Origin of the sequence: Glutamicibacter protophormiae (genome assembly GCF_014647495.1) — a bacterium.
GTDB lineage: Bacteria > Actinomycetota > Actinomycetes > Actinomycetales > Micrococcaceae > Glutamicibacter > Glutamicibacter protophormiae.
In genome coordinates this window covers 78874-91127 of record NZ_BMPH01000003.1, presented here as the reverse complement: position 1 = coordinate 91127, position 12254 = coordinate 78874, and the positions used below count along the sequence as shown (strand labels likewise).

Annotated in this window: 12 protein-coding genes; 4 read left to right on the top strand and 8 right to left on the bottom strand. The window is 66.0% G+C overall.

Annotated elements, in window-relative coordinates; all coding sequences use genetic code 11:
* Positions 1-2: 2 nt before the first annotated feature.
* The gene (locus IEY43_RS04745) at positions 3-1715 is read left to right on the top strand and encodes an MDR family MFS transporter (RefSeq protein WP_188947467.1); all 1713 of its coding nucleotides are present in this window, start codon (positions 3-5) and stop codon (positions 1713-1715) included.
* 88 nt (positions 1716-1803) lie between these two features.
* Here the strand turns inward: IEY43_RS04745 and IEY43_RS04740 are convergent, their stop codons facing one another.
* Together IEY43_RS04740 and IEY43_RS04735 are read right to left on the bottom strand one after the other, a co-directional pair.
* Entirely contained in the window at positions 1804-2220 is a 417-nt protein-coding gene (locus tag IEY43_RS04740) for an NUDIX domain-containing protein (RefSeq protein ID WP_229777282.1), read from the bottom strand.
* A 55-nt stretch (positions 2221-2275) separates the two neighbouring features.
* Positions 2276-2794, bottom strand: coding sequence for a prepilin peptidase (locus tag IEY43_RS04735; protein WP_188947465.1), 519 nt, complete (start codon positions 2792-2794; stop codon positions 2276-2278).
* A 98-nt stretch (positions 2795-2892) separates the two neighbouring features.
* On the opposite strand from IEY43_RS04735, the gene IEY43_RS04730 reads away from it, so the two are divergent.
* A complete protein-coding gene (locus IEY43_RS04730) occupies positions 2893-3708 on the top strand; it encodes a hypothetical protein (protein ID WP_188947464.1) in 816 nt (271 codons plus the stop codon).
* On the opposite strand, the gene phoH2 is transcribed toward IEY43_RS04730, so the two are convergent.
* The 5 genes from phoH2 to mca form a co-directional block, all read right to left on the bottom strand.
* Entirely contained in the window at positions 3705-5021 is a 1317-nt protein-coding gene (gene phoH2 / locus IEY43_RS04725; RefSeq protein ID WP_188947463.1) for an RNA 5'-3' helicase PhoH2, read from the bottom strand. The two genes, IEY43_RS04730 and phoH2, sit on opposite strands and share 4 nt — an antisense overlap.
* 262 nt (positions 5022-5283) lie before the next feature.
* The gene (locus tag IEY43_RS04720) at positions 5284-6045 is read right to left on the bottom strand and encodes an isoprenyl transferase (protein WP_188947462.1); all 762 of its coding nucleotides are present in this window, start codon (positions 6043-6045) and stop codon (positions 5284-5286) included.
* Between the two features lie 97 nt (positions 6046-6142).
* Positions 6143-8257: a thioredoxin domain-containing protein gene (locus IEY43_RS04715; RefSeq protein WP_188947461.1), complete on the bottom strand. Its 2115-nt coding sequence runs from the start codon at positions 8255-8257 to the stop codon at positions 6143-6145.
* 19 nt (positions 8258-8276) lie between these two features.
* Positions 8277-8576, bottom strand: coding sequence for a hypothetical protein (locus IEY43_RS04710; protein ID WP_188947460.1), 300 nt, complete (start codon positions 8574-8576; stop codon positions 8277-8279).
* Positions 8577-8601: 25 nt separating this feature from the next.
* Positions 8602-9507 carry a mycothiol conjugate amidase Mca gene (gene mca / locus IEY43_RS04705; protein ID WP_374189852.1) on the bottom strand — a complete coding sequence of 302 codons (906 nt, stop codon included), beginning with the start codon at positions 9505-9507 and terminating at the stop codon, positions 8602-8604.
* 204 nt (positions 9508-9711) lie between these two features.
* Between mca and IEY43_RS04700 the strand changes: the two genes are divergently transcribed.
* Positions 9712-10131 carry a DUF4307 domain-containing protein gene (locus IEY43_RS04700; protein ID WP_188947459.1) on the top strand — a complete coding sequence of 140 codons (420 nt, stop codon included), beginning with the start codon at positions 9712-9714 and terminating at the stop codon, positions 10129-10131.
* Positions 10132-10411: 280 nt separating this feature from the next.
* Positions 10412-10906 (top strand): transcription elongation factor GreA, encoded by a 495-nt coding sequence (greA, locus tag IEY43_RS04695; protein ID WP_188947458.1) that lies wholly within the window; start codon positions 10412-10414, stop codon positions 10904-10906.
* A 72-nt stretch (positions 10907-10978) separates the two neighbouring features.
* Here the strand turns inward: greA and ilvA are convergent, their stop codons facing one another.
* Complete coding sequence (gene ilvA / locus IEY43_RS04690) at positions 10979-12250, bottom strand: threonine ammonia-lyase (protein ID WP_188947457.1); 1272 nt, start codon at positions 12248-12250, stop codon at positions 10979-10981.
* Positions 12251-12254 lie beyond the last annotated feature (4 nt).

Below are 12254 nucleotides of genomic sequence, written 5' to 3'. Positions count from 1 at the left end.
CCATGACCACCACCACTTCCCACGGCAAGCCGCCGGGCGACGCACCGCTGGTGCTGACCCAGCGGCGCATCTGGATCATCTTCTCGGCATTGATCGCCGGCATGATGCTTTCCTCGCTGGACCAGACCATCGTCTCCACCGCCATGCCCACCATCGTGGGCCAGCTCGGCGGCGTGGAGCACCAGGCCTGGATCACCACCTCCTACCTGCTGGCCACGACCATCGTCATGCCGATCTACGGCAAGTTCGGCGACGTGCTGGGCCGGCGCAACCTGTTCCTGATCGCCATCGCGCTGTTCACCCTGGCCTCGGTCGGGGCAGCGTTCTCCACCGGTTTCTGGACCTTCGTGGTCTTCCGCGCCATGCAGGGGCTGGGCGGCGGCGGCCTGATGATCCTTTCGCAGGCCATCATCGCGGATATCGTCCCGGCGTCCGAGCGCGGCAAGTACATGGGGCCACTGGGCGGCATCTTCGGCCTGTCCGCCGTGGCCGGGCCGCTGCTGGGCGGGTTCTTCGTCGACCACCTGACCTGGCAGTGGGCGTTCTACATCAACATCCCCATCGGCATCGGCGCCTTCCTGATCGCCTGGTTCGCCCTCACGCTGCCGAACAAGAAGGCCGAGAAGAAGATCGACGTGCTCGGCGTCGTGCTGCTGTCCATCGCCACGACCTGCCTGATCTTCTTCACCGACTTCGGCGGATCCGCAAACCACGGATGGTCCGCTCCGGAAACCTGGGCGTGGGGCGCGGGCCTGCTGGCCGCGGCGCTGTTGTTCGTGGTGGTCGAGGCCAAGGCGGAAGATCCGATCATTCCCCTGGGCCTGTTCAAGAACAAGGTCTTCATCAATGCCACGGCCATCGGATTCACCCTGGGCATCGGCATGTTCTCCGCCATTGCCTTCGTCCCGACCTTCCTGCAGATGTCTTCGGGCACCTCGGCGGCCGTATCCGGCCTGCTGATGCTCCCGATGATGGTCGGCATGATGGGAACCTCGATCTATTCCGGCCTCGCGATCACCAAGTCCGGCCGGTACAAGGCGTTCCCGATCATCGGCACGGTGGTCACCGCCGCCGCAATGCTCTGCTTCACCACGCTCGCCGCGGATACCCCGCTGTGGCTGATCTGCACCTACCTCTTCTTCCTGGGCGCCGGCATGGGCCTGATCATGCAGGTTGTCGTGCTGGTGGTCCAGAACGCGGTGAACCCGGAGATGGTCGGCGTAGCCACTTCCACCAACAACTACTTCCGCGAGGTCGGCGCCTCGCTGGGCGTCGCGATCTTCGGCGCGATGTTCACCAACCGGCTGTCCGAGAAGCTCATGGAGGTCTTCTCCGGTGCTGGCGCCAACGCGGCCGATGCCGGGCAGGCAACCGCCACGCTGGATCCGGCAACCCTCTCGCAGCTGCCGCAGCCGCTGCGCGACGGCATTGTGACCGCGTACGCGGACTCGCTGGCTCCGGTGTTCTGGTACCTGATTCCTTTCCTCGTTGTGGCCTTCGGCTTGGCCTTGTTCCTCAAGCAGGTCCCGCTGTCAGACCAGGCAGGCATGGTGGCCCGCGGAGAGGCCGTCGGCGGAGCAGAAGCAGAAGCCCTCGAAGCGGCCCAGCGCTCCCGGACCGCCGCCCCGGCGCAGTCCGCAACCCAGGCCGCGCCGGAGCCCGATGCGGTGCTGGTCGAGGATCCAGCAGTTCCCGAGGATCCGCGAAACCCGTAGCCCGCTTCCTCGCTGCAACGATGCCCCGCACCAATGGTGCGGGGCATTGTTGCCATGACCGGGCCCGAGCACGGTGCGGGGGTGGGTGTCAGGCGGCGAAGTATCCGCCCGGGCGCGGGTTCAGCGCCCAGCCGATGGCCCGCTCGTGCAGCGGCGGCAACTGCGGGCGGTCGTCCAGATCGAAGTAGCCGACCTCAAGGTTCTCGTCATCGCCGCGGACCGCCTGACCGGAGCGGTGCGCGGCCTTGAAGACGATGTCCAGGTACTGCGCATGATCCCCGTTGGGGTAGACGGTGGGCGCAGTGACGCCGACGCCCAGCAGGTCGGTGATTTCGCACTCCACCCCGGTCTCCTCCAGCACCTCGCGGGCAGCGGTGTGCGAGGCTTCTTCCCCGGGTTCGATGATTCCGGCCGGAAGCGTCCATTTGCCGTTGTCCGCACGGCGCACCAGCAGCACCCGATCCCCGTCGAGGACCACGACCTTCACCCCGGAAAGCCACAACATTTCGTGTCCGATATGGGTTCTTAGATTCGTGATGAACTCAGGTGTGGGCATGAGCCTATCGTGCCACAAAGAGTGCAATCAGCGCGCCGATAATCATGAACGGGCCGAAGGGCACCGCTGATTTCAGCGTCAGCCGGCGCAGGATCGTCCCCAGCAGCACGAACAGCGTTGCCATGACGAATGCCAGCAGCGTGGCAAGGAACAGCGAGGCCAAGGAAAAATAGGCCAGGTTCAGCCCGAGCACGGAGGAGAGCTTCACGTCCCCCATGCCCAGGGCGCCGGAGGAAACCACCGAGACCAGCAGGTACCCTCCGCACAGCAGCGCCATTCCGAACAGCGCCCGCAGCACAGGCCAGAAGTCCATGCGGACCGCCCCCAGCAGCGAGAGGATGATCACGGAAGCCAGCAGCCACCTGGCGATCAGCCGGTTCGGCAGCCGGTGCCCGGCGATGTCTGCGGCGGACAGCGCATACCCGAAGCAGGCAAAACAGGCGAGCAGTGCGGCGACCAGCAGCGCCGCCGCCCACGATTCCTGGGCGACGGCCAGGATCTGCACCGGGTTGCGCTCCAACATGCTTCCAGCATAGGCGCGGGCGCCGAGCCTGTCGGCCGGCGCCGGAGGGAATGTGCACAACCGGTGCCATTCACCGTTCCTGCTCCTAGACTGGAGTCATGACCCAGCCAGCAGCACCGCAGCGTTTCCCAGGGCATCCGCTGCCCGATTCGGCAGCCCGACGGCATTTCCGCGCCTTGGCCCGTTCGGCCCCCTGGCTGAGCACCTCCGTGCGCTTCTCCTTCGCGGTGCCCCCGGCATTCCAGGATCCCGCCCGCGGCATGGAAGGCCGTGTGGAGATGATCATCCGGCAGCGCGAGGCCGTGGCGGCCTTCGATGAGTCCGGACGGCTGGTCTACCAACGCGAGCAGTTCACCGCCGACCGCGGGCGCGACTATGTGGCCGCCGCCTCGGCCTCGTCCTGGCAGCTGCCGGCTGGCCTGACATCCCCGGTCTTCACCAGCGACCGGCTGGTGCTGCGCCGCCCGCAGATCGCCGGGTTCGGCGACCTGCTGCCCCTGCCATTCCTGTCCACGATGCTCGACCCGTTCGAAGTTGCCGGTGCTGAACCTGCCTCACTGGATCTGGCCTTCGACCATCCGACCTACATCCACGAGCTGGCCGAGACCGAGTTCGCCGGACGCAGGGTGATGGCCGCGGTGCTGTCGGCCGGCTACAGCTACCGCCCGTGCCTCGCTGACTTCGCGCTGGTTCCGCCGGAGACCCGGACGCTGCTCATGCTGGATGCGGACACCGGGATCTGCGTGCACCGCCGCGTGCTGGATGCCGGCAGCCGGGCGTCCGAGATCAGCCTGCAGGTGCTGGCGCACAACGAGTACTACATCGACTCGCTGTTCACCGCGCCGGCCCCCACGCTGACCGATGTCAGGGCACCGATCCCGTGGGAGCTGCGCGGCGACGCCGGCAACGGCTAACCCAGGTAGGGGCCGTCCAGCATCTCGGTGACCAGCGCGGCGATGGCCGAACGTTCCGACCGGGTCAGCGTCACGTGCCCGAACAGCGAATGCCCCTTGAGCTGCTCCACCACGGCGGCCACGCCGTCGTGGCGTCCCACATGCAGGTTGTCCCGCTGGGCCACGTCGTGGGTCAGCACCACCTTGGAATTCTGCCCGATGCGCGACAGCACGGTGAGCAGCACATTGCGTTCCAGGGACTGCGCCTCGTCCACGATCACGAACGAGTCATGCAGCGAACGGCCGCGGATGTGGGTCAGCGGCAGCACTTCCAGCATGCCGCGGTCCACCACCTCGTCGATGACGTTCTTGGACACGATGGAGCCGAGGGTGTCGAAGACCGCCTGGGCCCAGGGTCCCATCTTCTCGCCCTCGGAGCCGGGCAGGTAGCCCAGCTCCTGCCCGCCGACCGCATACAGCGGGCGGAACACGGTGATCTTCCGGTGCTCCCTGCGCTCCATGACCGCCTCCATGCCGGCGCACAGCGCCAGGGCGGACTTTCCGGTGCCGGCGTTGCCGCCGAGCGAAACAATGCCCACCCCGGGGTCCATCAGCAGGTCCAGGGCGATGCGCTGCTCGGCGCTGCGTCCGTGCAGCCCGAAGGCCTGCTGGTCGCCGCGCACCAGCTTCAACGTGGTGGCATCCGTCTTGCGCCCCAGCGCGCTGCCGCGCGGCGAGGTGATCACGAAACCCGTGTTGACCGGGGCATCGGCGATCTCCGGCAGGTTGGCCAGCTGTTCACGTTCGTAGAGCGAGGCCATGGTGTCCTCGCCCAGTTCCAGCTGCTGGATCCCGCTCCAGCCGGTAGTGGTGATCAGCTCGCTGCGGTAGACCTCCGCATGGATGCCGATGGCCGAGGCCTTGATGCGCATCGGCAGGTCCTTGGTCACCAGGGCGACGTCCTGGCCTTCATCCAGCAGGTGCTTGGCCACGGCGAGGATGCGGGTGTCGTTGTCTCCCCCGCGCATGCCCACCGGAAGCACTTCGGCGGCGATGTTGTTCAGCTCGATGCGCAGCGTGCCTCCGCTGTCGGAGACCGGCACCGCGCGGGAGAGCCCGCTGTGGCTGGCAATCAGGTCGTCCAGCAGCCGCAGGGCCTGGCGGGCGAAGTACCCGAGTTCGGGGTCCTTGCGCTTGTTCTCCAGCTCGGTGATGACGGTCAGCGGGAGCACCACATGGTGCTCCTCGAAGCGGAACATCGCCCGCGGGTCGGAGAGCAGGACCGACGTATCGATCACGTAGGTCCGGACAGTCTCGTCGGCATTTCGGGTCATGGCAGCGCACCTGTTCTCGGATCCGGCGTGGGGAGCATGCCCCACGCATGTGTGGGGACTCCCGGCACCGGATGTCCAGAGGCGATTCCGGTGGTGAAACCGGCGAACGCTGCTGTGGTCATCTAGTGAGAAACCCTTCGCTCAGCGGGGGCTGTTTGCCCCTGCCTTAGTGCTCACGATAGCCCCAAAGACAGGCCAATGAATACGGGGAAGGGTTAAGAGTAGGCAACGTTTTCACGAACGTTGGCCTCCAGCGGAATTCCTAGGTGCCGAAGCGGCGCTGGCGATCCGCGAAGTCGCGCAGGGCGCGCAGGAAGTCGACCCGGCGGAAGTCGGGCCACAGGGCCTCGCAGAAGTAGAACTCGGAGTAGGCGCTCTGCCAAGTCAAAAAGCCGCTCAGGCGCTGTTCCCCGCTGGTTCGGATGACCAAATCCGGGTCCGGCTGGCCCTTGGTGTACAGGTAGGACTCGATGCCGTCGGTGCTCAACTCGTCGGTGACCTGTTCGAGGGTGCGCCCGTCCTTGGCGGCATCGCGCAGCAGCGACTTGATGGCGTCCAGGATTTCGCGGCGTCCTCCGTAACCGATGGCCACGTTCACGTGCACGCCGGTGCGGTGAGCCGTCGAGGCTTCCAGCGCCGCCAGCTTCTGGGCCAGCTCTGCCGGCAGCAGGTCCCGGGCGCCGACCTGCTGGACCTTGACCCGGTTGGTCTCCCCCAGCCGATCCAGCGTGGTTCCGATGACCTCGAGCAGATCACGCAGTTCACCCGGCTCGCGGTTGAGGTTGTCGGTGGAGAGCATGTAGAGGGTGACGACCTTGATGTTCAGCTCTTCGCACCAGTCCAGGAACTCCAGGATCTTGTCCGCGCCGGCTTGGTGGCCTGCAACCGTCGGCGTTCCGGCCAACTTGGCCCAGCGGCGGTTGCCGTCCACCATGACGCCGATGTGGTGCGGCAGCTTGTCGGCAGGAAGCGACTTCGCCAGGCGCCGTTCGTAGAAACGGTACGCGAGGTTGGGAAGCTGCACCGCGCCCTGCCTTTCCTTGAAAATTAAAAACCCTAGATTCCAAATCTACCGTGTCCGCCGGCCCGATCCCTTCATCTGGCATGGCAGAACCGGTGTTTCAGTGCTTGTACAGGGTTTGTACAAAGCGCTCCAAGGAGTCCACCGGAGCCTGGCACAACTCCTCACGGCATCCCTGGATGCGCAGCATCCCCGCCGGGTCCGCCGGGTCCTTCGCCGCGCGTACTTCAAGACCCAGCGATCGGCACAGCCGGCACAGCCGGCGCAGCCGTGCCAGCTGCTCCGGCTGGCCCCCGCCCACCGTCACATACTGCACCGGCGAGTTGAGCACTGCCTGGACTTCCAACGCGGTGGCGACCTGGGTGGGGACCTCGGTCGCCAGCGCCAGCGCATGAGCCGTCAGCCCGCGCGCCCGCTCAAGGCCCGCGGCTTGGGCTTCGTTCCAGGTGCCGTCGGCCATGGCCGAGACCGCCCGGCGGGCCAGGGCCATGGCGTACAACGCACCGGCGGCCGGAATCGCGTCGTCGAGCACGGTCGCCGCGCCGGCAGCCCGCTGGGCGCTCAGCCGCGCGTCCAGCTGCACCGCGTCGCGCGGCACGCCGGTTTCCGGATCGATGAAGTCGGCCGCGCGTTCCAGCAGTGCATCGGCGCGCGCGGTCCACCACCCCCGCTCCTGTGCGCTGTCCAATGCCAGCAGCCCTAGGGCCAGCGCCGCGTAGTCCTGCAAGGTCCCCTCGTTGGAGTGCTCGGCCTTCCCGTCGAAGCTGACCCGGGCCAAGCGGCGTGTTGCGGGGTCCCAGTGCGCCTGCCACACCGCTTCGGCGGCGTCCTCGGCCGTTTCCAGCAGTTCGGGTGCATCCAGCAGCGCGCCGGCCTCGCACAAGGCCTCGATGGCCAGCCCGTTCCACCCGGCGATGACCTTGTCATCCCGTCCCGGCCGCTGGCGTTGGGCCCGGACCAGGCCCAGTTCCTGCTTCAGCCGCTCCCACAGGCGCTCTTCGCCGGCGTTGGGGAATCGGGCGAGCGACAGGCAGTAATGCCCGGGGTCCTCTGCGACCTCGGCGAGCCGGAGCAGGTTCGGCGGCAGGGCGTCGAGCTCGTCCAGGGCGGCGTTCAGCTCGGCCCGGGAGAACGTGTAATAGGCTCCTTCGATGCTTTGTCCCCCGCGCGGCGAATCGGCGTCGAGCGAGCTGGCCAGGGCCTGGCGCCCGGCACCGTGCGCGGCGACGCGCATTTCACGGCGCAGGAAGCCGGCGGTGTCCAGGGCCGCCGACCGGGCCGCGGCGGCCAGGGCTTCGGCGCGCTGCTGCTGGGCGCCGGTGGCGCTGCGTGCGTATTCCCCGGCGAGCACTGCGCTGCGGGCGCACAGTGAGAGCAGCCCGGCGTTGTCGTAGAGCATCTTCTCGAAGTGCGGCACCGACCACTGCTCATCCACGCAGTAGCGCGCGAAACCGCCGCCCAGGTGGTCCTGCAGGCCGCCGCGCAGCATCGCTTCCAGTGTGGTGGCCGCGGCGTTGAAAACTTCGTCGCTGCGGCTCCCGCCGGCGGGCACCGAGCGCCACAGGGTTTTCAACGCCCAGGTCGGCGGAAATTTCGGTGCAGGGGTGGTGCCGCCCTCGGGGCGGGTGGCGGAGACCCAGTGGGCTATGGCGGCTTCTTGGGCCTGCTGCGCCGGCAGCGCCGAATGCAGGGACAGCAGCGCGCCCTGCCTGCTGCCGAGCTCGGCCAGATGTCCGGCGAGCATGTCGGCCTGCTCGGTCAGGCCTTCGCGCTTGGATTCCCAGGCTTCGCTGACGGCGTTGAGCACCTGGGTGAAAGAGGGGGTCTTGCCGCGGGGCGCAGCCGGATAATAGGTTCCGGCGTGGAAGGCGCGCCCGTCGGGCAGGGCGAAGATGGTCATGGGCCAGCCGCCGGCGCCGGTGAGCGCCTGGGTGGCCATCATGTAGGTGTCGTCCACCAGCGGGTGTTCCTCCCGGTCCACCTTGATGGCGACGAAATGCTCGTTGAGCAGCTGCGCGATGGCGGGATCGTCAAAAGACTCATGGCTCATGACATGGCACCAGTGGCATGCCGAATACCCGATGGAGAGCATCACCGGAACGTCGCGCAGGCGCGCCTGTTCAAAGGCCTGGTCCCCGTACGGGAACCAGTCCACTAGCTGGTGTGCATGTTGCCTGAGGTACTGGCTCGAAGAGCCTGAAAGTCGCTGAGCCACGACTTCAAGCTAGCACGGACTACTTCTCTTCGCTGGTCTTCGGGTCGATCGGCTCGTCAGGCTCCTCAAGCTTGCGCTTTTCGCCGTCTTCCATCATCTGATGCTGGCGCAGTTCGGCTTCTGATTGGTAGCGCACACGGCGCACACGGCGGACCATGTCACGCATCAGGAAGATGCCGGCAACAACCATCACGGCGGTGAAGACGAAGCCGAGGAAACCCGGTCCGTAGTCGCTGGCCTTCTCCGTTCCGAAGGTATTGCGGGTCGATGCCAGGATCACGGACGCGTAGATCGCATTCACGGTGTACAGACAACTCATTTCTACAGCTGGAAGTTATTAGGAACTATCTTAGTCCGGCAAACAGGTCGGACTCCGGCAGTTCGGTGGGCACCTTGGAGGAAATCAAGGTGTAGTCCTCCCACGGCCAGCTTTCAGCATAGACGTGTTCCGGAACGGCGAAGAAGAAACCCTCGGGGTCGATCTGGGTTCGGTGGGCCAGCAGGGCCTGATCGCGCAGGGAGAAGTAGTCGGCGCACAGGATCTGGGTGGTCGTGGTGTGTGGCGAAACCCACTTGAACATCTGGTTGTCCTCGTCGGCTTCCCACTGGGCCACGCGTTCGGTATAGGGCGACTCGTAGCCTGCCTCGATCATCGCGTAATGCAAGGTGCGGAAGCGCTCCGGGGAGAACGCGCGGTCGTAGTACAGCTTGCCGACCTGCCACGGGTCGCCCAGTTCCGGATACATTTCCGGGTTTCCGGCGTGCTCGAAGGCGAAGGTGGAAACCTTGTGGCACTGGATGTGGTCCGGGTGCGGGTAGCCGCCGTTTTCGTCATAGGTGACGATGACATGCGGACGGAATTCGCGGATCAGCTTGATGACACCGGCGGCGGCGGTCTCCACCGGCTGCAGGGCGAACGCCCCGAATGGAAGCTCGGGCAGCGGGTCGCCCTCGGGAAGTCCCGAGTCGACATATCCCAGCCAGCGGTGCTTGATGCCGAGAACCGCGGCGGCTTCGGCCATCTCGGTGCGGCGCACGCCGGGCAGGTCGCGGTGCGCGTGGGCCAGTTCCCCGGCCGCCGCGTTGAGAATGTCTCCGCGTTCACCGCCGGTGCAGCTGACGACCATGACTTCGGCGCCGGCATCGATGTAGGCCGCCATGGTTGCGGCGCCCTTGGATGATTCGTCGTCAGGATGCGCATGGATCGCCATGAGGCGCAGGCCCTGGGAAGGGGCGATCTTTTTCATCACGTGGTTCTCCACTGGTCAACTTCCTTCGGCACTTTTGTACATTCGCGCGGGACTTTGGCACCCACCCTCTACCTCAACCGTTGTCCGACCTCTCGTTATTCCCCAGGGCAAGTCAACGGTAGACTTAACCTCCAGGACCCAACGAACGGCAGGCCCTCGATTACCGGGCCACCGCCAAGGCAAGAGAGTGGAGCAAGGCGCGCAATGTCTGATCCAAGCTTAACGGCTCGCTACAACAACCCCAAGAAACGCCACCTGTCGAAGAGGAACCGCAACATCCTGATCGGTGCGGCCCTGGTTGTTGGAATCGCCGGCGCCGGCTATTTCGCTTCGGCGAATTACGACGCGCTTTCCTACCAGGACGTTCGTTTCGACATCGAGTCGCCCACCATGGCCCAGGCAACGATTGCCGTGGAATACAATGCCAAGGACCGGGTGCAGTGCGATGTGCGCGCCATGAACAAGACCAAAGCCATCGTCGGCTTCAAGACGATCGTGATGGATCCGGGGGAACAGACCGGCGTGGTGAGCCAGACGCTCACCGTGGACTTGCATACCGACAACCTCGCGGTGACCGCGGGAATTGAAGAATGCTCCGTCGTCCCGCAGGACTTCAAAGGCTGATATTTTCCCCGTTGACTTTCCTGATAGCTGAAACTATTGGGTTTATTCAGGTTTGGCGACTACTATCGATGAAAAGATACGTTTCGCCCCGCATCGGCGCATGACCGGAATAATGAACGAACCGGAGCATGTTGCTGGCGGGGTCTTTGCTTGCATCTGTAGGAATGCGGCATCCGCCGAACGTACCGAATCCGACTTCGTCGAGGCCACCGTACCGGTGGCTTTCCACTTTCCTGAGGAAGGTGCGGCGAGGTCCCGACTGACCAAAGGAAGTACAACCGTGAGCACCAACAGCAACGAACCCATCGTTTGGCTGACTCAGGAAGCCTACGATCGGCTCAATAATGAACTGACCTTCCTCTCCGGCCCGGGTCGTGCCGAGATCGTTGCCCGTATCGAGCAGGCCCGTTCCGAGGGCGATCTGAAGGAAAACGGTGGATACCACGCAGCCCGCGAAGAGCAGGGCAAGGCCGAAGCGCGCATCCTGTACTTGAAGGACCTGCTGCGCCGCGCGCACGTCGGCGAGGCTCCAGCCGATGACGGCGTTGTCGAACCGGGCATGCTGGTCGTGGCCAACATCGCCGGCGACGAGACCACCTTCCTGTTCGGCTCGCGCGAAGTGGCCGGCGACACCGACCTGGAGGTCTACTCCGAGCAGTCCCCCATCGGCGTGGCAGTGCACGGCGCCAAGGTGGGCGACAAGCTGACCTACGCCGCACCGAACGGCCGCGACATCAAGGTGGAGATCCTCTCCGCCAAGCCGTTCTCCGCCTAGCAACAGCTCAGGCAAGACCAAAAACCGCTGGCCGCCCCTTTCGGGGGCGGCCAGCGGTTTTTCGGGTTCCGGCTAGGCGACGGAGCCGCCGGCGGTGTTGGTGATGTGCGGGTCGAAACCTTCGGCACGCAGGTTGTTCAGCACCATCCTGGAATGTTCGTGCCCCTTGGTCTCCAAATCGATGGTGATCGCCACGTCGCCCATGGACAGCGAGCCGCCGATGCGGGTGTGGTCCAGCCGGGTCACGTTGGCATCCGATTCGGCGATGATGCGGGAGATCTGCGCCAGGGCGCCGGGACGGTCCGGCAGCATCATGCGGATGGTCAGGAAGCGTCCGGCGGCGGACAGGCCGCGCTGGATGACCTTGAGCATCAGCAGCGGGTCGATGTTGCCGCCCGAGAGGATCACCGCGGTGGTGCCAGGGTTGATGCCGTGCTCTTCCAGCTTGTTCTCCAGCAGGGCCGCGACGCCCACCGCGCCGGCCGGTTCGACCACCAGCTTGTTGCGCTCCAGCAGCACCACCAGGGCGCGGGCCAGTGCGTCCTCGGAAACGGTGACCACGTCGTCCACCAATTCCTTGATGATCGCGAAGGGCAGCTGGCCCGGCTTGCCCACGGCGATGCCGTCTGCGATGGTGTGCACGGTGTCCAGCGGGACCAAGGCGTCCGCTGCCAGCGACGGCGGGTAGGCCGCGGCGTTCTCCGCCTGCACACCTACCACGCGGATCTCGCGGCCCAGCTCGCGGGCGCGTTCCTTCAGCGCGATGGCCACTCCGGCCAGCAGCCCGCCGCCGCCCACGCCCATGAGCACGGTGTCCACCTCCGGCAGCTGCTCCAGCAGCTCCAGCCCGATGGTGCCCTGCCCGGCGATGATGTCCGGGTGGTCGAAGGGGTGCACGAACACGGCGCCGGTTTCATCCGCGTAGCGCTGCGCTTCGGCCAGCGCCTGGTCCACCGTGTCGCCGAACAGCACCACCTCCGCGCCGTGGTCGCGGGTCGCGGTGAGCTTGGGCAGCGCCACGCCCAGCGGCATGTAGATGCGGGCCTTGATGCCCAGGTGGCTGGCGGCCTGCGCGACGCCCTGGGCGTGGTTGCCGGCTGAGGCGGCCACGACGCCGCGGGCCTTCTCCTCCTCGCTGAGCTTGGCCATGCGCACGTAGGCTCCGCGGACCTTGAAGGAGCCGGCGCGCTGCATGTTCTCGCACTTGAGGTAGACCTCGCTGCCCAGGTGCTGGGACAGTACGCGGGAGTGCTCCACGGGGGTCAGCGCGATGACCGGCTTGAGGACCTTCGCTGCTTCTTCGATATCCGCCAAGCTGACCGGCAATTTGGTTTCAGTGCTCATGATT